The following is a 21,140-nucleotide window of genomic DNA, read 5'->3' as shown; positions in this document are numbered from 1 at the left end:
TTTATTACCTATTTTGACTTAATTGTTTTCGTTTTTGTTCCTTATCAAACATCGAGCACGTTTCTTGTCTATATTTAGTTATAGATTATAAAAATAGACCATACTAAAAGTAATGTTGATTAATGTGAGGAATACGACATGAATGGCTCATCTGTGACTGAAACGGATGTCATCATTATTGGTGGTGGCGCAACAGGTGCAGGTGTTGCTCGTGACTGCGCCCGCCGAGGCTTAAAAGCGGTTTTACTCGAAAGGCATGATATTGCAACAGGCGCAACAGGACGCAACCACGGTTTGTTACATAGCGGTGCTCGCTATGCCGTCACGGACGGAGAATCGGCACGAGAGTGTATTGAAGAAAATAAGATACTAAAACGTATTGCTCATCATTGTATTGAAAAAACCGATGGTTTATTCATTACCTTGCCTGAAGATTCACTTGAATATCAACAACAATTTATTCAAGCCTGCCAAGCGGCGGGCATTGATGCTAATGCGATTGATCCCGCAGAAGCAATTCGTCTAGAGCCTTCAGTGAACCCACAATTAATAGGTGCGGTACGTGTACCCGATGGCACTGTAGACCCTTTTCGGTTAACGGCTGCAAATATGTTAGACGCACGGGAACATGGTGCTAAAGTGCTTACCTATCATGAAGTTATTGGTTTGATTCGTGATGGCGATAAAGTACGCGGTGTGACAGTTTATGATCACCAAGCTAAACAACAATATGATATTTATGCCGAAATAGTCGTCAATGCAGGGGGGATCTGGGGACAAAGAATCGCTGAATATGCAGATTTGAGAGTTAAAATGTTCCCTGCAAAAGGGGCTTTGCTCATTCTTGGCCATCGATTAAATAACATGGTTATTAATCGCTGTCGTAAGCCTGCGGATGCGGATATTTTGGTACCGGGTGACACCATTTCATTGATTGGTACTACCTCAACGCATATTGAATATGATCAAATTGATAATATGTATGTGACACCGGAAGAGGTCGATATTTTGATCCGCGAAGGTTCAATGCTCTCACCGGCATTAGCGAAAACACGCATATTGCGCGCTTATGCGGGGGTTAGGCCATTAGTTGCCAGCGATGATGATCCTTCTGGTCGTAATGTGAGTCGCGGTATTGTGTTGTTGGACCATGCGAAACGTGATGGCCTTGAAAACTTTATCACAATTACTGGTGGTAAATTAATGACTTACCGGTTAATGGCTGAGTGGGCGACAGATAAAGTTTGTGAGAAATTAGGTCATACGGCGAAATGTACAACCGCGGATGCCCCTTTACCAGGGTCACAGCATAGTGCAGAAGAAGCGTTGCGTAATGTTGTTTCCATTCCAGCGCCGATTCGCGGCTCGGCAGTATACCGCCATGGGGATCGCGCATCTGCGATACTGAGCACCAATCGGTTGGATAAAAGCCTCGTGTGCGAATGTGAAGCCGTCACTGCTGGAGAGGTTCGTTACGCCGTAAACTCATTAACAGTCAATAACCTACTTGATTTAAGACGGCGTACTCGTGTTGGGATGGGAACTTGTCAAGGTGAGCTATGTGCTTGCCGAGCCGCGGGTCTTTTAAATCGTTTTAATGTGACGACTCCGCATGAAACCGAGCAGCAATTAGGACACTTCCTGAATGAACGTTGGAAAGGGGTGAGGCCTATTGCTTGGGGCGATGCTCTGCGAGAGAGCGAATTTACGAGCTGGGTTTACCATGGACTCTGTGGCATGAATGAAAAAACCTTGGGTAACACACCTGAGAAGGAGGCTGATAATGAAATATGATGCAGTCGTAATGGGCGGAGGCCTTGCTGGCTTGATGTGTGGTATCCGTTTAACACAATCGGGTTTATCTTGCGCCATCGTCAGTGCAGGACAAAATGCATTACATTTTTCTTCAGGCTCTTTGGATTTATTAACCCACCTTCCAGATGGACAAGTTGTCGAAAAGCCGTTGGATGCGCTAGATAAACTCAGTGAACAGTCACCAGAGCACCCATATAGCCGCCTTGGTAAATTGTCTGTGATTAAGCTAACGCATCTTGCTGAAGCATTATTGCAGCAAAGTGGCATGAAGCTACGAGGATCCAGTGATGAAAATCATTATCGTATAACACCATTAGGGCATAAGCGCCTCACTTGGTTAAGCCCTGAATCTGTTCCGACAGCGGCGCTGCATAGCAAAATGAATATGGGTAACATCGCAGTGGTCGGTATAGAGGGTTTTTTAGATTTTCAACCTCAGATGGTCTCGGATGAATTACAACGGGAAGGTTTCAATGCGAGCCCTTACTATGTGCATTTGCCATTGCTTGATAGGCTCAGAGAAAACCCCAGCGAATTTAGGGCGATCAACGTGGCGCGTTGGTTAGATAGGCCTGAAAATATGGCAGAGATAGTAGCCGAAATTAAGCCATTAATTACCGATGCAGAGACTATTTTTATGCCTGCTTGTATAGGGTTAGACACCGAGCAGCCCTTATTGGAGCTACAAAAACAGCTAGGCAAGCCGATCTATTTATTACCTACATTACCTCCGTCATTACTTGGTATTCGATTACATGAAACGCTATTACGTCAGTTTCGCCGCCAAGGTGGGATCGTGATGCCTGGAGATAAAGTGACGTCAGTGAATTGTATTGGATCACGAATTGAATCAGTAACGACACGTAATCATGGCGATATTTCACTGAAAGCCTCACAATTTGTGTTAGCGACAGGGAGCTTTTTTAATAACGGGCTTGTTGCTGAGTTTGATCGCGTCTATGAGCCATTAATGCATCTTGATTTGTGTCATATACCTGAACGTGCTCAATGGACCAATAAAGCGTTTTTTGCTTCGCAGCCTTATATGACATTTGGTGTTCAGACAGATGAACAATTACGAGCGAAAAAAGATGGCCAAACGATCGAAAACTTGTATGTCGCTGGTGCAGTCTTAGGTGGTTTTGACCCATTAACAGAAGGTTGTGGAGCAGGGGTTTCACTCATTAGTGGGTTACATGCTGCGGGTGAAATTATGCGTTATTTTGAAAGACAAAGAGCCATGCAGGCGGAGGTGGCGCAATGAGTATTCAGGATGCGAGTTTTGAAAGTTGTATTAAATGTACTGTTTGCACAACCTATTGTCCTGTTGCTAAGGTTAATCCTCTGTATCCCGGTCCAAAACAGGCAGGTCCAGATGGAGAGCGTTTACGCTTAAAAGACCCCATGCTGTATGATGAGGCATTAAAATACTGCACGAACTGTAAGCGTTGTGAAGTTGCATGCCCATCCGATGTTAAAATCGGTGATATTATTGCGCGTGCGCGTAACACTTACAGCCAGCAAAAACCAAAATTGCGTGATGCTATTCTCAGCCATACCGATTTAATGGGCTCTTTATCGACACCTTTTGCACCGGTAGTCAATACCATTACAGGTTTGAAGCCTGTTCGCCAAATTCTAGATAAAGCGTTAAAAATCGATCATCGCCGTGAATTACCAAAATATTCGTTCGGTACATTCCGTCGTTGGTATGCAAAACAAGCGGCTGAACAACAGAAATTCCCAGAGCAGGTCGCCTTTTTTCATGGTTGTTATGTCAACTATAACCATCCACAGTTAGGTAAAGATTTAATCAACGTGTTTAATGCCATGGGAATTGGGGTTCAATTACTCAAACGTGAAAAATGCTGTGGTGTGGCGTTAATTGCCAATGGGTTTATGAAACAAGCTAAGCGTCAAGCGAACGTTAACTTAGAGTCATTACAAGAAACGATCCTTGAGAATCATATCCCTGTTGTTGCAACGTCATCGACTTGCACTTTCACACTTCGTGATGAATATACACATGTTTTAGATGTCGATACCTCTCAAATGCGCGATAACATTGAGCTAGCTACTCGTTATATTTATCGCTTATTGGAGCAAGGACGTGAATTGAAGCTTAAACAGACACCATTAAAAGTGGCGTATCACACACCTTGTCACATGGAAAAAATGGGGTGGACATCTTATACATTGGAATTGATTAAACGTGTCCCCGGTGTTGAATTAATTGTGCTTGATTCACAATGCTGTGGTATCGCAGGCACATATGGCTTTAAAAAAGAAAATTATGAGGTTTCTCAAGGGATTGGTGCGGGACTATTCCGTCAAATTGAAGAAAGTGGGGCGGATATGGTGATCACGGATTGTGAAACCTGTAAGTGGCAGATAGAGATGTCAACCAGTAAAAAATGTGAGCACCCGATTAGTTTATTAGCCAAAGCATTATAGCCAATATTATAAATGACTTAGTTAACCCGTTTGGGAGAGAGATGACCGTCTGTCTCCCTTTTTTATGTCTTTTGTTCTCTGCCAATGGTCGTTTATAGTTACGCTGTGGCTTGATGACGATGGATATTACATGTTCGATACGAGTATTACTTTCAAACTTAGAAAACTGACCCTAGAAGATAAAGAGTTCTTTTTCCAACTCTATACTAACCTTGATGTTCTACGTTTTGTTTCTAATCCAAAAACCGAAAAAGACATTCTGGCCGCTTTTGAAAGCCGTTTACCTGAATGGAACTTATCTTCAGAGCATTGGTTATGCTTGGTTATTGAAGATACTCAGACCTATCAAGCAATGGGGTTGATCGGTATTTGCTTGTCATTAGAACAGCAGCAATATGTTGGTGAAATTGGCTATTTGATTGATCCTACTTTTGCGGGGAAAGGAATCGCTACACAAGCACTGAAAATGCTGTTGGCATCACCAGAATATGCACAGATCCGTTCATTTATAGCGATAGTGACTGAAGGAAACGTGGCTTCAGAAAAAGTGTTGCTGAAGAATGGTTTTTTCAAACAGAAAGTCATTACAGAAAATTATGAAATTAATGGAGTTATTTATGATGATATCTGTTATGCATTAAATCGATAAAATGACACGTTGGTGATGGGAGCTTCACCAACGTGAGATATCATCAAATTGATTTTTTGAGAGTGTCTAACATGAGTAATACTGACATACCACCCGGATCAGCATGCCCTATGCTTCGCTCGCCTAAATAGCTCGCTCGCCCTTTACGTGCCTGCATTGGTATTGTCGATGCAACTCCTTGTTTTGCAGCCTCGACAGCGGCATCTATGGCTGTGTTTAAGGGGAGTGATACTGATTTTTCTAGCGATTCACAAACTGGCCACCAAACGTCACACATCGTTTTGTCATTAGGCTCAGCTTTACCACGAGAAACAATGCCTGCGGTTCCTGCTTTGATGAGTTCAGATAAATCCGCCACATTTAAGCTTTCTTTACCTACTACACTTTGTGATGCTTTAATAAAAAATGTGCCGAATAGTGGACCGCTAGCTCCCCCAACGCTGGATAATAGTGTCATTCCCGTTGTTTTGAGGAGTGTTGCGATATCCTTGTCTTGAACCGAGGGAAGCTTCTCTGCCACTTTTTGAAAGCCTCGATTCATATTGAGGCCATGGTCGCCATCACCAATCGCGGTATCAAGCTCAGTAAGATTATTTTGCTCATGGGCAAAGGTCTGTGAGCACTGAATTAACCAATGATAGATCTGCTGTTGTGTTAAACTCATCGTGTTTTGCTCCATTTTACCGCTATTTATACTGTCTTCAGCGTAAAGGTTATCGGGTTATCAGCATTTCCAACGTAAAGCTGGGGTATTGACAGGTTCATCCCATAACATTAAAGCTTCGTCGTCTACTTTGAGTAGTGTGATTGAGATCCCTTGCATATCAAGTGCGGTACAATAGGCGCCTACAAGGCTGCGTTCGATGGTTAAACCAAAGCTGTCACAGCAGGTCTGTAAACGGTGATAGGCGGCATAAAGTTCTGATAATGGTGTTGCTCCAAGGTTATTGACGAGAGCAATGACTCGATCACCTTTTTGCAAAGGCTGTTTGATGTGTTTGTGTTCTTGCCAGCTGCCGTTTTCACGATCCCACTGACGAATGATGCGTTCATAGTGACCATTTTCGATCAGGGTTTCAAACATTTGATCGATAGTCTCATTCAAATTCGTAAAGCTTCTTCTCTCAATCCCTGGCTCTCCATGGATACCAACACCAAATTCCATTTCATTATCAGGGAGTGCAAAAGAAGGTTTGCCGGCAGCAGGAACTGTACATGCCTGTAAGGCAACACCTAAACTATAGCCGTTATTATTGATTCTATGACCCAACTCTACCAATTGATCGAGTGTATAGCCTTTGCTTGCCGCGGCACCAAGTATTTTTTCCATTAAAACGGTATTTGCCACTCCTCTACGTCCTGCCGTATATAAACTATCTTTTACAGCGACATCATCATCGACTAGTACTGTGGCAATTTTCGTTCCTGCATCGTGTAATAGCTCGGCAGCGGTTTCAAAGTTCAGCACATCTCCAGTATAGTTTTTAATGATCATCAATACGCCTTCCCCGCTATCAATAGCCATTGCGCATTCCATCATCTGGTCGGGTGTTGGCGAGGTAAACATTTCTCCAGGACATGCGCCATCTAGCATACCTAAACCGATATAGCCGCTATGCATGGGCTCATGACCGCTGCCGCCACCGGACAGGAGTCCCACTTTACCTTTAATCGGGGCATTTTTATGGACAAGATAAGTTGGGTCAACATTCAGAATTAATTCAGGATGGGCTGAGGTCAATCCTTGATTGACTTCACTGATAATATCTTCAACACGGTTAATCAGTTTTTTCATCTTACAGACTCCAAAAGATAGAGGTCGATGGTTATTTCTGTTCGTTTGTGTTCTTTTTTTGTGGGAATCGAAATGGAAATGGCGCGAATCGTTTCGATTATGTCGTCAGATTATCATGGCTGTGAAATTATTGATGAATCAAACCAATAAAATGAGAGTTGGATCAGTAATTTTTCGGGGGGAGAGAAGGGGGGAGGACATTCCCCTTCTCTCTCACTCTAATGCTGATTCGCAAGTTTTTGCTCGGCTGTTTGAGCAAAAAAGGTTTTCAAAATAAAGTTAAGTAACACGCCATAAGCGGGAAGGAAAAATAGCATGCAAATGAAAAGCTTAAAGGCATAATCTACTAAAGCGATTTCTACCCAATTCGCCGCCATAAAAGGGTCGCTACTGCGATAGAATGCAATAAAGAAGAAGGCAATAGTATCGATTAAGTTGCCAAAAAACATCGCACATGCTGGTGCAACGTACCAACGTTTATTTTGACGTAATTTATTGAATACGCTGACATCCATTATCTGGCCTAGAACATAAGCCATAAAGCTCGCTGCGGCAATGCGGGCGACAAATAAATTAAATGTTGTTAATGTCGTAAACCCTTGCCATTCGCCTTGGAAAAACAGCGCAGAAATGACATAGGAAATGAGCAGTGCAGGCAACATTACGGCAGTAATGATCCGACGAGCTAAGGGAGCACCATAAATTCGCACGGTGAGGTCGGTTGCTAAAAAAATAAATGGAAAGGTAAAAGCTCCCCATGTGGTATGAAAACCGAATATATTAATCGGTAACTGCACAAGGTAATTACTTGAAGTAATAATTAAGATATGAAACAAAGATAGCCAAATTAATGCACTGGCTTTTTGCTGTGCTGTGAATGAAAACATATTGTACCTTTTTAAGTAGCAATGGGGTGAGGGAACCCATAAAAAATTCTCCCGACATTGGGAAGTGCGCATAATACGCTTGTTGCGCAACAAAAGCAAAACTGTTAGGCCCGCCGCGCTATTTTTTATTATATAATCAAAGAATCTTTTATTATTTATAGAAGCCTTGTTATGCCTGATTTATTTTTAAATGCGACTAAAACTCTTGATACACTAGGTTTGCGTTGTCCTGAGCCAGTGATGTTAGTTCGTAAAACGGTTCGTGGTATGAATGCCGGTGATACTTTACTCATCATTGCAGATGATCCTGCAACTACACGTGATATCCCGGGTTTCTGCCGTTTTATGGAGCATGAATTATTGGCTGTTGAAACTGAACAAACGCCATACCGCTATTTATTACGTAAAAAGCCGGAAGGTCTGTGAGACCTTTTGCGTGATATAGGATACTTGCGTGCGGTGAGCTTAAAGGCTATCGCACGAACTGGATATTATGACTGGCGAGTATCCTTATTCTCTTGAATTATAAGCTGTAATTCTTCATGGCTAAAATTTAAGCTCTTCATGACGAGTTCGAAGCTGGCACCATTTTTTAGTAATGAAAGCGCATTTTCGTGTCTCGCTTTTTGCATACCTGCAATCTCACCTTCTAGCTTGGCTTTATCTTTTAAACGTTGAGCGATATTCATAGTAACACCTTGATGATTTTCAATTTGTTCAATTAGCTGTTGAATTATTTGTTCAAAATACTGAGATGAATCTAACGTAGTGAACAGATAGTTAATAATGATGCTGATATCTTGCTCACTATTATAGTGCTTATTTAGTGCTTGAGCGAGTAGGCTCGTCACTTGCTGATATTCGTCACGTAGATTTTTATGCTTCAGTGCGAGTTCCATTACGGCAATTTTTCGATGATTAACTAATTCATTATCATCAATAACAGTGATATCCACCAATGGAAATGGATTAAAGTACAGCTCATCAGCGAGTTCGGGCCAAGAAAAACAGTGAGTCCATGTTTTCAAATAAGGATAGGGGGAGTTATTCCCATGATAAAATAAAATGGGTACGACGAGCGGTAAACTTTTATGACCTTGCTGAAGGTGTTGATTCATTGCCAAAAATGCATAATGCATTAACCGCCAACTCATTAATTTATCAGGCGTTGATTGATGCTCTATGAGGAGATAAAGATAACCATCACCCAGTTCTGTTTGTACGGTATAAAGGACATCAGATAAGCGAGAGCGTAGTTTTTTATCGATAAAAGAGGAGTTAGTTAGTGCTAACGTATTAAAGTCACATAACGAGCGAATATGTTTAGGCAAATGAATATCGAAAAAATCGCGGGCATTATCTATTTGGGTTAAAAAACCTTTAAAGGCGGCATCATGTGGCGTTGTAGGATTTTTTTGAATCATACTCGCGACCTCCCATCCATGTCCTTATTGTGATGAAGATAGTAGCGAATATAGAGACAAAATAGAAAAAAGTTACTCCTAATTTAGTGTGAAAAAATAATTTGTTTTTTTATAAGTTACATATCATTACCTGTTATATTTAAAATTATTTTTATCTATCTAATAAAAATTAAAATGAAAAAAATGATGGCTAATTAATGTTTAATGAATGAGGTCTCTCTTTATAGCAAAGAAGCGCCATGACGGCGCTTCTTGAGCGATTTAGTCAATATTATTTTTTAAGTTGTGGTAGTTTTACTTTCAGTAAGCGCACCGCATTAGCTGTGACTAAGGCTGTTGCTCCTGAATCGGCAAGAACTGCAACCCATAATCCGGTGATACCGAGTAAACTTGTGACTAAGAATACGGCCTTTAACCCTAAAGCAATGGTGATATTTTCGCGAATAATCTTACGGGTGGCCTGTGATAACGCAATGATTTCAGGTAAACCCGTTAAACGGTTGTGGGTGAGTGCCGCATCAGCGGTTTCCAGAGCCACATCGGTTCCACTTCCCATGGCAACACCAATACTAGACGCTTTCATGGCTGGGGCATCATTGATCCCATCACCGACCATCATGGTGCTATGGTTACGATTTAGCGCCATAACCGCAGTTACTTTATCTTCTGGAAGCAAGCCAGCACGATATTCCATACCGAGTTGCCCAGCGATAGCCGCAGCGGCTCGAGGGTTATCACCGGTCAACATTACTGCATTGACGTTCAAGGTTTTCAACATACTCATCGCATCAATTGCATCACGACGCAGTGTATCTTGTAAGGCGGTTAAGCCAATGACTCGATTATCTTCTACTGTAACGACAACGGTTTTACCTTGGGCTTCCAGTGACTCCACCTTGTTTTGCCAAAAAGGCTCAAGCGGAGTATCTAATCGACTCGGTGCACTAACTAAAATATGTCTACCATTCAGATAACCTTCAACTCCTTTTCCTGCTAAAGCTTTACGATTATCGGCTTCAACGATTGTGAGGGACAGAGCTTCAGCTTTATTGAGTACGGCTTTTGCAAGAGGATGGTGTGAACCCGCTTCTACAGCAGCAGTCATTTGTATCAAATCATTTTCAGACACGCCATCAACAGGCACTAAATCAGTAACATGAGGTTTACCTTCAGTTAAAGTGCCCGTTTTATCCAGCGCGATAGTGGTTACTGAACCTAGCTGTTCAAGAGCAGCTCCTCCTTTAATTAGCGCTCCACGACGAGTTGCGGTGGCTAAGGCGGAAGTAATTGCTGCGGGTGTAGAGATAACCAAGGCACATGGACAACCAATAAGCAGTAGGGTTAAGCCACGGTAGATCCAAGTTTCCCAAGGTGCACCAAAGAACATCGGGGGAATAACAACCACTAATGCAGAGAACAGCATGATCAACGGTGTATAAATACGGCTGAAGCGGTCAATAAAACGTTCAATGGGAGCTCGACGCTCTTCAGCTTCTTCAATAAGTTGTAAAATGCGGTCGATAGCATTTTGCCCCTGTTCTGAAACGACTTTCATTTGCACTGTACGGTCGACGGATAGGCAGCCTGCCGCAACTTTTTCGCCCACATTGCGTTCGACAGGAACTGATTCTCCGGTTAATGAACTTTCATCGAAACTAGCAAAACCAGAGACCAGTTCAGCGTCGGTTGGTAACCGACCACCAGGTGCAATCTCAATAATATCGCCAGGACGCAATTGAGAGACAGGAACGGTGGTTTTTTTGCCATCTTTAACGAGTATCGCTTCTTCTGGAACAAGCGCCATGAGGGCACTCACTCCGCGTCGTGCTCGACCCGCGGAATATGATTCCAACATTTCACCCAACATAAACAACAAGATAACCATTGCTGCTTCTTCTGTTGCTTGAATAAAGATGGCACCGATAGCTGCAACTGTCATGAGTGTTTCAATGGCAAAAGGGGTGCCTGTGCGGATCAAACGTAATGACTTACGTGCGATAGGATAGAGCCCAAATAGCGTAGTTAAGGTAAAAGCAATGATACCGATTTGAGGGTTAAACCGTTCTATTCCCCAACTGATAGCCATCAAAATCGCCAATATAATGACAGGCTTGGATTCGCTCAGTAAGCTGGGTGGTGGCGTAATAGTGGCCGCATTGTTGTTACCCACTTCCAGCAATTCATAGCCAGCGGCCTCTACTGTGGAACGAACAGAGGCACTGATATCTTTATCCGCATCAACGACGAGCTTTTCGGTGGCAAACAGCACTTTAGCTTGCTTAACTTCAGTGATTTGCTTTACGGCATTTTCAATTTTTTGCGCACAGCTTGGGCAGTCCATTCCACGGATTATCCAGTTAAAACGTTGTCCAGCGGCTTGTGCGGGGGCGACATCATTCTGCGATTCAGCAGAAGAATGACAACATGAAGCGTGCGAGTGATCATGTTCTTTATGATCATGGTCGGTATGCAGGTGATCATGTTTTTTGTGGTCATGTGTCTGATGAGAGGACGAGCTACAATGTTGGTGCTGGTGATCCTCTTCGTCGTCGTCAGGGTGTTTCTCTACACGGCTCTGTTCATGTGTATGTGAGTCTTTACTTACATCTTGGCTGTTCTGTACTGCGGTTGAAGTGCAAGTACTGCTGCTTGAACAGCAAGAACTCGTGTGTTGATGTGTTTCTTTATGGTTATGTGAGTGCATATACGCCCCCTTATCAAATAATGACACTTAATCAATATTGATAAGTCTATACTTTGGAGTCTACTCCAGAGTCAAACAAATAAGAGGGGGCCAATTGATAAAAAGTGCTATTTGAGAATTTTATCAATTGGCAAACGTGACGGGCTATAGATAAATTGCACGGATAATGAAGAATTGGCCAAGGAAATAAAGCGCTGCAACAATGGCTTTGGAGGCTTTAAACGGGAAACGGAAACGTGCAATGAGCCAGATACAGTTAGAAATAAACAGTAAAAACGCACCAACCATAATCGAGAAATTATAGTCGCGGCCAAGCCCAAAGAATTGGTCACCAGCAACCCAAGCCATAATCATACTCATGATTAATAATGCAAAGACCAGCGCTTGTAATTCTGCTAATTTTGACCAAATCAATATTAGCGTAATAGCAGCAATGATAAGCGGTACGGGTAGCCAAGGAAGATAAAGGCTAAAATCTAGCTGCATACCAAAGCTTACCGTGTAAAGAAGATAGCTAATAAACAGTAGTGCTACTGAAATTAGTAAGCGCTCACTTGATACCATTCGCATGATATCCGCAAGTAATGAGACAGCGAGTGCAGCGAGGATTAAGTACCCTTGAGTCGTAAGAAAATCAGCATTCCAACCCCAAAGTAACAATAATATCAGGGTGATAGGGCGAAATAACCAACGTTGCCACTCAGGGCCTCGATATGCTGCATCCACGTACAGCCAACCAGAAAAAAGTACGGCAAGGAATGGCCAACTAATCATAAACACATCCTTATAAATTCAAATTAGTGAAGTAACTATGGTGGTGTTCCTTCTGTGTGATTAAGATAAACTATACTGACGAACACTTTAAGCACAATGTTAAATTTATGAATAAACCTATTCTGTTATTTATTGTATTAGCAATTATTGCTGTCTTAGCAACAAAGCGTTTTTTCGACCAACGAAAGCAAAATGAGATCAATGATAACGCCTTGCCTGTCAGTTATTTGGTCATTGTTGATAGCAAAAAAGATTACCCTTACCCAAATATGCGTTCTCGAGAAAGGGATGTGGTATCACCAGAAACGTTTCGCTATGAAGTGTATTTTAAGCCACTAAATAATACAGAAGTAATTAAAGTTATTGTGAATGAGGCCCAGTATCAAAGCATTGAGAAAGGTCGTCGGGGCACTTTGCGCTTGAAAGGAACTCGCTTTCTCAGTTTTGACCCCGACGAATAGGATTACTGTTTTTTCTTTGCTTTTTCTAAGGCATGTTTTTGTTTTTTCTGCATTGCCAGCATCTCAAAGACACCAAAGAAAAAAATGCGTGTTTGCAGCCATCCTGAGAGTTTTTCGCCTTTGGCGATGGTTGCTTTTAAGAAGATCGTTTGCAGTGCATGCATAAAAATCATAAACACCATGGCGATATCCATAAAATATTTCAAAGGTTTGGGAAATGGATGAATTAAATTAAATACCATAAAACCCCAAACACAAATCATTAGCACTCGGCCTGCATTAATTAGCATGGCTTGTTTCCTCAATTGAATGACGAATAAATAAACGGTATGCCACTTGACCCGCAATTTTTTCTCGATGAAGTTGCCAGTTAGCAGGAATGTCAGTGAGTGGTGACTCCGCTTCTGATTCAACATATATCCAGCTTTCATTTGCTAGCCATTGGTTTTTTTCTAATAATCGAATCGTTTCGTTTAGTAGGCCTTTACGAAAAGGCGGGTCAATAAACACAACATCAAAGGGAGTGCCTAGTTTATTGAGTACTTCAAGGCTATTACCATTGATAATGTTTGCGTTATTGGCTTGTAAACGAACTTTATTTTCAGACAGTAATTGTACGTTTTTTTTATCTAGTTCGATAAATGTAACGCTATCGGCGAACCGCGATAATGCTTCGAATCCTAATGCACCACTGCCAGCAAAACAATCAAGACAGCGGGCTTCGCGTACGATAGGCATTAGCCAGTTAAATAAAGTTTCTTTAATACGATCTGTTGTAGGACGTAAGCCTTCACTATCACGAACGGGGAGCTTTCTCCCTCGCCATTTGCCACCAATGATGCGTATCTGACCTAAAGAGGCGCTTTGTGGTTTTTTTGCCATAATATCCATTGCTGCTCAGTTTGGTTGAGCTTTGAAAAACGAGTTGTCTCTATTGTAGCGCGCCATTTTCACAGTTTTAACTTAAAAAATCAGATTAAATTGTCATGATTTTTCTTTCAGATATGTGTTGTGGCGTGATGAAATGATAGACTGCATGTAATTTTATTGCGATTTAATTATTAAGCGCCATGTTTTTACCGCGAGGAGTGTAGTGGCTGATGGCTAAAGACAAGAAAAAAGGCTTTTTCTCATGGTTGGGTTTTGGTCGTAAAGATGAAAAAGAAACTCAACAACAAGAAGCAGAACAACAAAAAGTAGATGCTGCGAAAGAGAGTGAGCAACCAAAACATGCAGATGATGCTGCTGTTCAAGCAGCAGAAAAAGAGGCTGAACGTCAGTATCAGGCTAAGAAAGCAGAAGAGCTAGCGGCAATTAAAGCAGCGGAAGAGGAAGCAGAGCGTCAGCGCCAAGAGGCTGTGCACTTAGCGGAGGAAGAGGCGGAACGCCAACGTCAAGCTGAGCTAGCGGCAATTAAAGCAGCGGAAGAGGAAGCGGAGCGTCAGCGCCAAGAGGCTGTGCGCTTAGCGGAGGAAGAGGCGGAACGCCAACGTCAAGCTGAGCTGGCGGCGATTAAAGCAGCGGAAGAGGAAGCAGAGCGTCAGCGCCAAGAGGCAGCGCGCTTAGCGGAGGAAGAGGCGGAGCGCCAACGTCAAGCTGAGCTGGCGGCGATTAAAGCAGCGGAAGAGGAAGCGGAGCGTCAGCGCCAAGAGGCAGCGCGCTTAGCAGAGGAAGAAGCGGAGCGCCAACGTCAAACTGAGCTGGCGGCGATTAAAGCAGCGGAAGAGGAAGCAGAGCGTCAGCGCCAAGAGGCAGCGCGCCTAGCAGAGGAAGAAGCGGAGCGCCAACGTCAAGCTGAGCTAGCGGCGATCAAAGCAGCGGAAGAGGAAGCAGAGCGTCAGCGCCAAGAGGCTGTGCGCTTAGCGGAGGAAGAGGCGGAACGCCAACGTCAAGCTGAGCTGGCGGCGATTAAAGCAGCGGAAGAGGAAGCAGAGCGTCAGCGCCAAGAGGCAGCGCGCCTAGCAGAGGAAGAAGCGGAGCAACAACGCCAAAGGGAAGAACAGGCGAATCTAGAGGCTCAAGATATTGTTGCGTTACGTGATGAAGTGCTTAATTCGCAAGAGAGTGAGCCTGAGCCAACGGAACAAGAAAAACCGAAGAAAGAAGGTTTCTTTAGCCGTTTAAAGAAAGGCTTATTAAAAACCCGTCAAAATTTAGGTTCTGGTTTTCTTGGACTGTTTACAGGTAAGAAAATTGATGATGATCTTTTTGATGAGTTAGAAGAACAGTTACTGATCGCTGATGTTGGGGTTGAAACAACACGCAAAATCATTGATAACTTAACGACACATGCTAGCCGTAAAGAACTAAAAGACGCTGATGCGTTATACAGTAGATTACGTGAAGAAATGTCTGATATTTTAGTTGGTGTAGATAAACCGCTAGTCATTGAAGACAAGAAACCCTATGTTATTCTTATGGTTGGGGTCAATGGTGTTGGTAAAACAACGACGATTGGTAAATTGGCCCGCCAGTATCAATCTGAAGGTAAAACAGTCATGTTAGCGGCTGGAGACACTTTCCGTGCTGCTGCGGTTGAGCAATTACAAGTTTGGGGAGAAAGAAACCATATCTCTGTGGTTGCACAACATACCGGAGCGGATCCTGCATCGGTTATTTTCGATGCGATTCAATCCGCTAAAGCGAAAGGTGTTGATGTTCTCATCGCCGATACCGCTGGTCGCTTACAAAATAAAGCGCATCTAATGGAAGAGCTGAAAAAAATCGTCCGAGTGATGAAAAAATTGGATGAGGAAGCGCCACATGAAATTATGTTAACACTGGATGCCAGTACTGGACAAAATGCTGTCAGTCAGACAAAACTTTTTAATGATGCTGTAGGTCTGACAGGTATCACATTGACTAAGCTCGATGGCACAGCAAAAGGTGGGGTGATCTTCTCTATTGCTGATCAATTCGGTATTCCTATTCGTTATATCGGTATTGGTGAGGGTATTGAGGACTTACGTCCATTTAAAGCCGATGACTTTATCGAGGCTCTATTTGCCCGAGAGGAATAATTTTCGATGATTCGCTTTGAACATGTCAGTAAAGCTTATCGCGGTGGCCGACAGGCTCTCCAAGGGGTAGATTTTCATTTACAACCTGGGGAAATGGCGTTTTTAACTGGTCACTCAGGTGCAGGTAAAAGTACCTTACTGAAACTCATTTGTGGTATTGAGCGCCCAAGTGCAGGGCATATATTGTTTAATGGTCACGATATCAGCCGTCTAAAAAATCGGGAGATCCCATTTTTGCGTAGGCAAATTGGAATGATTTTTCAAGATCATCACCTGCTATTTGATAGAACCGTTTATGACAATGTTGCGATGCCACTGATTATTTCAGGTGCGAGCTCAGAAGATATTCGTAGACGAGTATCAGCTGCATTGGACAAAGTGGGTCTACTCGATAAAGCGAAAAATTTTCCTATTCAGCTATCAGGCGGTGAACAACAACGTGTAGGTATCGCGCGAGCGGTTGTGAATAAACCGACGATGTTACTTGCGGATGAGCCGACGGGAAATCTCGACGGTGAACTATCTGAAGGCATTATGCGCTTATTCGAAGAGTTTAACCGAGTTGGCGTAACGGTGTTAATGGCCACTCATGATATTGCTTTGATTGAGCGTCGTAACTACCGTGTGCTTACCCTAAGTGAAGGAAGAATGATAGGAGGTCAACATGGCTAAAAACGTTCGTAAAGCTAAGTCTGAACGTCCTATGCAGTCAAAGAGTAAAGCACTAAAAGGGGGATGGCGAGAGCAGTGGCGTTACGCTTGGTTGAATACCTTGGCAGACATGTTAAGGCAACCTTTGGCAACGTTTCTCACCGTGATGGTTATTGCAATTTCGCTCACTTTGCCAAGCCTGTGTTACATCGTCTGGAAGAATGTGTCTCAAGCCGCTGAACAATGGTATCCAACGCCTCAGTTGACGGTTTATCTAGATAAGTCATTAGATGAACAAGGCGGTCAAAACGTGGTAACACAATTACAAGCGCTTGATGGTGTAGACCATGTAAACTATTTATCACGTGACCAAGCAATGAGTGAATTCCGTAGCTGGTCTGGATTTAGTACTGCGCTTGATATGCTTGAGGAAAATCCATTACCAGCTGTTGCGATCATTACCCCAAAAATTGATTTTCAGGGGTCGGATGTGTTGACCACATTGCGTGACCGCGTCAGCCAAGTCCATGGTATTGAAGAAGTTCGCATGGACGATAGTTGGTTTTCTCGCCTTGCAGCCTTGACTCAGCTGGTAGGGCAAGTTGCTTCAGTCATTGGTATTTTAATGATTGTTTCACTATTCCTAGTCATTGGTAATAGCGTTCGACTCAATATTTTTGCCCGTCGAGATACTATCAATGTGATGAAACTTATTGGTGCAACTGATGGCTTTATCATGCGACCGTTTTTACATGGCGGTCTATTGATGGGGGCATTAGGCGCGGTAATCTCATTGATTATGTCAGCACTGCTCGTTTGGAAATTGTCGGCCGTCGTCACTCAAGTAGCCAGTGTTTTTGGTACGCAATTTCATATCGAAGGATTGCTATGGGAAGAATCATTGCTGGTGATATTGATGTCAGCCATGATTGGGTGGGTCGCAGCGTGGTTAGCAACGGTACAGCATTTGCGCCATTTCACACCTGAATAATCTGTCTATCCTATCGGCATGGTTTCCCACTGTGCCGATAAAAAACCAATATTGCAGGGAACTTTTCTCTTCCTAACGTGTCTGACATAGACTGTAGTAATCACGTAAGTGTAATTTATTTAACTCAATAAAACTGGTAGACTACGGTTTACTTAATCTTGTATTTCGCATCGAAGTAATCCCTTTTTTTATTATTTTTCAAAGAGGATCTGAATGACCAAAGACATGCAATCATTAGCACTTGTTCCGCAAGGGAGTATTGAAGCTTATATGCGGGCTGCCAATGCTTATCCTATGCTAACCGCTGAGGAAGAAAAGGAACTTGCTGAACGGCTGCATTACCATGGTGATCTGGATGCGGCAAAGCAGCTGATCTTATCGCACTTACGTTTTGTGATCCATGTTGCTCGTAGCTACGCAGGTTATGGCCTACCGCAAGCAGATTTAATTCAGGAAGGGAATATCGGCTTAATGAAAGCCGTTCGTCGTTTTAACCCTGAAATCGGTGTTCGCCTAGTCTCCTTTGCAGTCCATTGGATCAAAGCTGAAATTCATGAATATGTGTTGCGCAATTGGCGTATTGTTAAGATTGCCACAACTAAATCTCAGCGTAAGTTATTTTTTAATTTGAGAAAAAATAAAAAACGCCTTGGTTGGTTTAACCAAGATGAAGTTGATATGGTTGCTAAAGAGTTAGGGGTTAGCACCAAAGATGTACGTGAAATGGAATCACGTATGGCTGCACAGGATATGGCTTTTGATATGTCTGACGACGATGACAGTGGTGACTTAGGTCAACCGGTTGCACCTGTCTTATTCTTACAAGATAAATCATCGGATTTTGCTGGTTCTATCGAAGAAGATAACTGGGAAAGTCATGCAACCGATCGTTTAACGGAAGCATTAGAATCGTTAGATGAACGTAGCCAAGATATTATTCGTGCGCGTTGGCTTGATGACGACAATAAAACCACATTGCAAGAGTTGGCTGATAAGTATGGTGTTTCTGCCGAACGAGTACGTCAGCTTGAAAAAAATGCAATGAAAAAGTTGCGCGCTGCAATGGAAGACGACGAAGAAAGCGATTAGATTTTACCTTCCTTTTTTCTTGTTACTGCATTTATTGCCGTCATGATGATGACGCAATAAATGCAGAAAATACAATATCATTCGCTATACAATTCAAGAGGAAGCCCATCAGGATCAGCAAAAAAAGTGAATCTTTTTTGTGTGTAAGGATCTCGTCTTGGCGCTTCACAAATCACATCATGTTGTTTCAAATAGTCTATCCATTTATCAAGATCGTCTACGCTAAAAGCTAAATGCCTTAAACCACACGCCTCAGGATAGCTCAGTCTGGCTGGTGGGTTAGGAAAGCTAAATAACTCAATTTGGTATTGATCATTTAACGCTAAATCGGCCTTCCATGAATTCGAGTCTGACCGATAATGTTCTTCTAATAAGGTTAAGCCAAGAATTTGGCAGTAAAAATGCTTACTGACAGAGTAATTAGAAGCGATGATCGCAACGTGGTGGAGCCGTTTTAATTTCATTGTATTACATCCGTTTTTCCCATAGGTCATTTTCTGGTGTCGGTGTAAAACCACAGGCGAATAAAAAGGACGCCATGACTGCTTTCTGTTCTTCATCTATCTCTTTTAAACTAAATCCCCAATGCGTCACCTGAGCCTCTTGACGACAAATTTCATTAAGTAAATAAAGCCCAACGCCACGTCGGCGAGTCACCTCACGCACGAGGAAATGATAAATGGTGCCTTGTTGATGATCGACTTTCATTTTTGCGGCGGCTAATAAGCGCTCATTAAAACGCGCGGCATAAATTTTTTCGCCAGATTGAAGTAAAGTCTGGATCTGATGTTGATTCTGGTCTGGCCAGATTTTGTACAGGTCAAGATATTGTTGGTCAGTAGGATCAACCACGGGAATAATTGTTAGTTTCATAATACTTCTATCTATTTCCTTGCTTATTTTTCAGTCACTCCTACAGACAGAGTGATCTGTAGCCGATTTTTTGATTTTAGGGATAAAGATTTCGTCTTTGTAGATCTTCCGAGTTTAGCTCGGATTAATTTAAATTTAACTAGAATATAACACTGGCATTTATCTAAAACCCACTCATTAACGATAGATTTTTATTCTGCTTATAACGTAATTACCTACCATATCCATTTGCTATTTAGCATATTTATCTTGTTTAATATCATGAAATATATAGCCTTATTGGCTATGTTATTAAAATTCATAGCACTCGATGGTGCTGACTATAATAATCTACTATAAATCAAACACAAACACTCAGAACCATAGAGATGGGGACGACAGAATGAAAAATATTAATAAAGTATTACTGGCAGGATCTATTGCGATGGCATTTAGCCAATCAGTATGGGCTAAAGAAGTGAAAATTGCCGTCGTTGGTGCTATGTCTGGTCCTGTTGCTCAATATGGCGATATGGAATTTACGGGCGCACGTCAAGCTGTTGCAGATATTAATGCAAAAGGCGGCATCAATGGCGACACCTTAGTTGCCGTTGAATATGATGATGCATGTGACCCAAAACAAGCTGTTGCGGTTGCGAACAAAGTGATTAATGACGGTATCCGTTATGTGATTGGTCACCTTTGCTCTTCTTCAACACAGCCTGCTTCTGATATTTATGAAGATGAAGGCGTTATCATGATCACCCCAGCAGCAACCAATGCGGATTTAACCACACGCGGTTATCAAATGATTATGCGTACCACTGGCCTTGATTCAGACCAAGGACCAACAGCTGCAAAATATATTATCGATGATATCAAACCAAAACGTATTGCGGTTGTTCATGATAAGCAGCAGTACGGGGAAGGTTTAGCACGTTCTGTGCGTGAAAACCTGAACAAAGCCGGTGTTAAAGAGGTTATGTTTGAAGGTATCACCGCAGGTGATAAAGATTTCTCCGCACTTGTGGCAAAACTGAAAAAAGAGAATGTCGATTTTGTCTACTTTGGTGGCTATTACCCTGAAATGGGACAAATTTTGCGTCAAGCGAAACAGTCAGGTTTAAATATCCGCTTTATGGGGCCAGAAGGCGTCGGTAACTCATCACTGTCAAACATTGCAGGAGAGGCTTCCGAAGGCATGTTAGTTACACTGCCTAAACGTTATGACCAAGTGCCGACTAACCAGCCTATTGTTGATGCTATTAAAGCGAAAAAAGAAGATCCTACCGGTCCCTTTGTTTGGACAACTTATGCCGCCATTCAAGGCCTAACCACAGCAATGGAACGTACGGGAAGCCGTGAACCCGAAGATCTCGTGAAAGATCTAAAAGCCAATCCAGTCGATACTGTTATGGGGTCATTAACTTGGCAGCCAAATGGGGACCTGAAAGGCTTTGAATTCGGTGTATTTGAGTGGCATGCGGATGGTACATCCACTGCAGTGAAGTAGTTCCACTATTCAGACTATGAACCGGAGGTTAGTTTACTCACTTCCGGATTCTATTCTGTTT

Annotated in this window: 21 protein-coding genes; 11 read left to right on the top strand and 10 right to left on the bottom strand. The window is 42.6% G+C overall.

The features are described 5' to 3' along the window. The first annotated feature begins 138 nt into the window (after positions 1–138). From glpA to P2E05_RS17275, 4 genes are all read left to right on the top strand, one after another. Positions 139–1,794: an anaerobic glycerol-3-phosphate dehydrogenase subunit A gene (glpA, locus tag P2E05_RS17290; protein ID WP_154622034.1), complete on the top strand. Its 1,656-nt coding sequence runs from the start codon at positions 139–141 to the stop codon at positions 1,792–1,794. Beyond that, complete coding sequence (gene glpB, locus P2E05_RS17285) at positions 1,784–3,079, top strand: glycerol-3-phosphate dehydrogenase subunit GlpB (RefSeq protein ID WP_154622033.1); 1,296 nt, start codon at positions 1,784–1,786, stop codon at positions 3,077–3,079. The genes glpA and glpB overlap by 11 nt, the downstream gene beginning before the upstream one ends. Further along, positions 3,076–4,269 (top strand): anaerobic glycerol-3-phosphate dehydrogenase subunit GlpC, encoded by a 1,194-nt coding sequence (gene glpC / locus P2E05_RS17280; protein WP_154622032.1) that lies wholly within the window; start codon positions 3,076–3,078, stop codon positions 4,267–4,269. The genes glpB and glpC overlap by 4 nt, the downstream gene beginning before the upstream one ends. Before the next feature lie 130 nt (positions 4,270–4,399). After that, positions 4,400–4,918, top strand: a complete 519-nt coding sequence (locus P2E05_RS17275) for a GNAT family N-acetyltransferase (RefSeq protein WP_154622031.1) — start codon at positions 4,400–4,402, stop codon at positions 4,916–4,918. 43 nt (positions 4,919–4,961) lie between these two features. Here the strand turns inward: P2E05_RS17275 and dhaL are convergent, their stop codons facing one another. The 3 genes from dhaL to P2E05_RS17260 form a co-directional block, all read right to left on the bottom strand. Continuing rightward, the gene (gene dhaL / locus P2E05_RS17270) at positions 4,962–5,582 is read right to left on the bottom strand and encodes a dihydroxyacetone kinase subunit DhaL (protein ID WP_163863055.1); all 621 of its coding nucleotides are present in this window, start codon (positions 5,580–5,582) and stop codon (positions 4,962–4,964) included. A gap of 60 nt (positions 5,583–5,642) precedes the next feature. Continuing rightward, a complete protein-coding gene (gene dhaK, locus P2E05_RS17265) occupies positions 5,643–6,713 on the bottom strand; it encodes a dihydroxyacetone kinase subunit DhaK (RefSeq protein ID WP_154622029.1) in 1,071 nt (356 codons plus the stop codon). A 218-nt stretch (positions 6,714–6,931) separates the two neighbouring features. Continuing rightward, positions 6,932–7,600, bottom strand: a complete 669-nt coding sequence (locus tag P2E05_RS17260) for a 7-cyano-7-deazaguanine/7-aminomethyl-7-deazaguanine transporter (RefSeq protein WP_154622028.1) — start codon at positions 7,598–7,600, stop codon at positions 6,932–6,934. A gap of 171 nt (positions 7,601–7,771) precedes the next feature. Here P2E05_RS17260 and tusA point away from each other — a divergent pair, with 171 nt between their 5' ends. After that, positions 7,772–8,026: a sulfurtransferase TusA gene (gene tusA, locus P2E05_RS17255; protein WP_154622529.1), complete on the top strand. Its 255-nt coding sequence runs from the start codon at positions 7,772–7,774 to the stop codon at positions 8,024–8,026. A 65-nt stretch (positions 8,027–8,091) separates the two neighbouring features. Here tusA and P2E05_RS17250 read toward each other — a convergent pair whose 3' ends face one another. The 3 genes from P2E05_RS17250 to P2E05_RS17240 form a co-directional block, all read right to left on the bottom strand. Then, on the bottom strand, positions 8,092–9,024 hold the full coding sequence (locus P2E05_RS17250) for an Rpn family recombination-promoting nuclease/putative transposase (protein ID WP_272657251.1): 933 nt from the start codon (positions 9,022–9,024) through the stop codon (positions 8,092–8,094). A 271-nt stretch (positions 9,025–9,295) separates the two neighbouring features. Further along, complete coding sequence (locus tag P2E05_RS17245) at positions 9,296–11,728, bottom strand: zinc/cadmium/mercury/lead-transporting ATPase (RefSeq protein ID WP_272687157.1); 2,433 nt, start codon at positions 11,726–11,728, stop codon at positions 9,296–9,298. A 144-nt stretch (positions 11,729–11,872) separates the two neighbouring features. Continuing rightward, the gene (locus P2E05_RS17240) at positions 11,873–12,502 is read right to left on the bottom strand and encodes a lysoplasmalogenase (RefSeq protein WP_247046925.1); all 630 of its coding nucleotides are present in this window, start codon (positions 12,500–12,502) and stop codon (positions 11,873–11,875) included. A 107-nt stretch (positions 12,503–12,609) separates the two neighbouring features. On the opposite strand from P2E05_RS17240, the gene P2E05_RS17235 reads away from it, so the two are divergent. Then, the gene (locus tag P2E05_RS17235; protein WP_196713644.1) at positions 12,610–12,963 is read left to right on the top strand and encodes a DUF2500 domain-containing protein; all 354 of its coding nucleotides are present in this window, start codon (positions 12,610–12,612) and stop codon (positions 12,961–12,963) included. Positions 12,964–12,965: 2 nt separating this feature from the next. On the opposite strand, the gene P2E05_RS17230 is transcribed toward P2E05_RS17235, so the two are convergent. Both P2E05_RS17230 and rsmD read right to left on the bottom strand, forming a co-directional pair. Further along, positions 12,966–13,253 carry a DUF1145 family protein gene (locus P2E05_RS17230; protein WP_272657254.1) on the bottom strand — a complete coding sequence of 96 codons (288 nt, stop codon included), beginning with the start codon at positions 13,251–13,253 and terminating at the stop codon, positions 12,966–12,968. Then, positions 13,243–13,845, bottom strand: coding sequence for a 16S rRNA (guanine(966)-N(2))-methyltransferase (rsmD, locus tag P2E05_RS17225; protein WP_195848179.1), 603 nt, complete (start codon positions 13,843–13,845; stop codon positions 13,243–13,245). The genes P2E05_RS17230 and rsmD overlap by 11 nt, the downstream gene beginning before the upstream one ends. A 218-nt stretch (positions 13,846–14,063) precedes the next feature. Here rsmD and ftsY point away from each other — a divergent pair, with 218 nt between their 5' ends. The 4 genes from ftsY (at position 14,064) to rpoH (ending at position 18,714) form a co-directional block, all read left to right on the top strand. Then, complete coding sequence (ftsY, locus tag P2E05_RS17220) at positions 14,064–15,983, top strand: signal recognition particle-docking protein FtsY (protein ID WP_276145366.1); 1,920 nt, start codon at positions 14,064–14,066, stop codon at positions 15,981–15,983. Positions 15,984–15,989: 6 nt separating this feature from the next. Next, positions 15,990–16,655 carry a cell division ATP-binding protein FtsE gene (gene ftsE / locus P2E05_RS17215; protein WP_154624100.1) on the top strand — a complete coding sequence of 222 codons (666 nt, stop codon included), beginning with the start codon at positions 15,990–15,992 and terminating at the stop codon, positions 16,653–16,655. After that, complete coding sequence (ftsX, locus tag P2E05_RS17210; protein ID WP_154624099.1) at positions 16,648–17,625, top strand: permease-like cell division protein FtsX; 978 nt, start codon at positions 16,648–16,650, stop codon at positions 17,623–17,625. The genes ftsE and ftsX overlap by 8 nt, the downstream gene beginning before the upstream one ends. Positions 17,626–17,838: 213 nt before the next feature. Next, positions 17,839–18,714 (top strand): RNA polymerase sigma factor RpoH, encoded by an 876-nt coding sequence (gene rpoH / locus P2E05_RS17205; protein ID WP_154624098.1) that lies wholly within the window; start codon positions 17,839–17,841, stop codon positions 18,712–18,714. Between the two features lie 77 nt (positions 18,715–18,791). Here rpoH and P2E05_RS17200 read toward each other — a convergent pair whose 3' ends face one another. Both P2E05_RS17200 and panM read right to left on the bottom strand, forming a co-directional pair. Continuing rightward, on the bottom strand, positions 18,792–19,178 hold the full coding sequence (locus tag P2E05_RS17200) for a VOC family protein (protein WP_154624097.1): 387 nt from the start codon (positions 19,176–19,178) through the stop codon (positions 18,792–18,794). Positions 19,179–19,182: 4 nt separating this feature from the next. Continuing rightward, positions 19,183–19,587 carry an aspartate 1-decarboxylase autocleavage activator PanM gene (gene panM, locus P2E05_RS17195; RefSeq protein ID WP_272657257.1) on the bottom strand — a complete coding sequence of 135 codons (405 nt, stop codon included), beginning with the start codon at positions 19,585–19,587 and terminating at the stop codon, positions 19,183–19,185. Between the two features lie 382 nt (positions 19,588–19,969). Between panM and P2E05_RS17190 the strand changes: the two genes are divergently transcribed. Then, positions 19,970–21,079, top strand: a complete 1,110-nt coding sequence (locus P2E05_RS17190) for a branched-chain amino acid ABC transporter substrate-binding protein (RefSeq protein WP_154624095.1) — start codon at positions 19,970–19,972, stop codon at positions 21,077–21,079. The last annotated feature ends 61 nt before the right edge of the window (positions 21,080–21,140 follow it).

Origin of the sequence: Providencia stuartii (assembly GCF_029277985.1) — a bacterium.
Lineage (GTDB): Bacteria > Pseudomonadota > Gammaproteobacteria > Enterobacterales > Enterobacteriaceae > Providencia > Providencia zhejiangensis.
Note: the sequence above shows the minus strand (reverse complement) of the source record. Positions and strands in the feature narration are given on the sequence as shown.

What these genes read in the sequence shown, in the direction of transcription:
- glpA (WP_154622034.1), top strand. Translation starts at nt 139, where the DNA reads ATGAATGGCTCATCTGTGACTGAAACGGATGTCATCATTATTGGTGGT.
- glpB (WP_154622033.1), top strand. Translation starts at nt 1,784, where the DNA reads ATGAAATATGATGCAGTCGTAATGGGCGGAGGCCTTGCTGGCTTGATG.
- glpC (WP_154622032.1), top strand. Translation starts at nt 3,076, where the DNA reads ATGAGTATTCAGGATGCGAGTTTTGAAAGTTGTATTAAATGTACTGTT.
- P2E05_RS17275 (WP_154622031.1), top strand. Translation starts at nt 4,400, where the DNA reads ATGTTCGATACGAGTATTACTTTCAAACTTAGAAAACTGACCCTAGAA.
- dhaL (WP_163863055.1), bottom strand. Translation starts at nt 5,582, where the DNA reads ATGAGTTTAACACAACAGCAGATCTATCATTGGTTAATTCAGTGCTCA.
- dhaK (WP_154622029.1), bottom strand. Translation starts at nt 6,713, where the DNA reads ATGAAAAAACTGATTAACCGTGTTGAAGATATTATCAGTGAAGTCAAT.
- P2E05_RS17260 (WP_154622028.1), bottom strand. Translation starts at nt 7,600, where the DNA reads ATGTTTTCATTCACAGCACAGCAAAAAGCCAGTGCATTAATTTGGCTA.
- tusA (WP_154622529.1), top strand. Translation starts at nt 7,772, where the DNA reads ATGCCTGATTTATTTTTAAATGCGACTAAAACTCTTGATACACTAGGT.
- P2E05_RS17250 (WP_272657251.1), bottom strand. Translation starts at nt 9,024, where the DNA reads ATGATTCAAAAAAATCCTACAACGCCACATGATGCCGCCTTTAAAGGT.
- P2E05_RS17245 (WP_272687157.1), bottom strand. Translation starts at nt 11,728, where the DNA reads ATGCACTCACATAACCATAAAGAAACACATCAACACACGAGTTCTTGC.
- P2E05_RS17240 (WP_247046925.1), bottom strand. Translation starts at nt 12,502, where the DNA reads ATGATTAGTTGGCCATTCCTTGCCGTACTTTTTTCTGGTTGGCTGTAC.
- P2E05_RS17235 (WP_196713644.1), top strand. Translation starts at nt 12,610, where the DNA reads ATGAATAAACCTATTCTGTTATTTATTGTATTAGCAATTATTGCTGTC.
- P2E05_RS17230 (WP_272657254.1), bottom strand. Translation starts at nt 13,253, where the DNA reads ATGCTAATTAATGCAGGCCGAGTGCTAATGATTTGTGTTTGGGGTTTT.
- rsmD (WP_195848179.1), bottom strand. Translation starts at nt 13,845, where the DNA reads ATGGCAAAAAAACCACAAAGCGCCTCTTTAGGTCAGATACGCATCATT.
- ftsY (WP_276145366.1), top strand. Translation starts at nt 14,064, where the DNA reads ATGGCTAAAGACAAGAAAAAAGGCTTTTTCTCATGGTTGGGTTTTGGT.
- ftsE (WP_154624100.1), top strand. Translation starts at nt 15,990, where the DNA reads ATGATTCGCTTTGAACATGTCAGTAAAGCTTATCGCGGTGGCCGACAG.
- ftsX (WP_154624099.1), top strand. Translation starts at nt 16,648, where the DNA reads ATGGCTAAAAACGTTCGTAAAGCTAAGTCTGAACGTCCTATGCAGTCA.
- rpoH (WP_154624098.1), top strand. Translation starts at nt 17,839, where the DNA reads ATGACCAAAGACATGCAATCATTAGCACTTGTTCCGCAAGGGAGTATT.
- P2E05_RS17200 (WP_154624097.1), bottom strand. Translation starts at nt 19,178, where the DNA reads ATGAAATTAAAACGGCTCCACCACGTTGCGATCATCGCTTCTAATTAC.
- panM (WP_272657257.1), bottom strand. Translation starts at nt 19,587, where the DNA reads ATGAAACTAACAATTATTCCCGTGGTTGATCCTACTGACCAACAATAT.
- P2E05_RS17190 (WP_154624095.1), top strand. Translation starts at nt 19,970, where the DNA reads ATGAAAAATATTAATAAAGTATTACTGGCAGGATCTATTGCGATGGCA.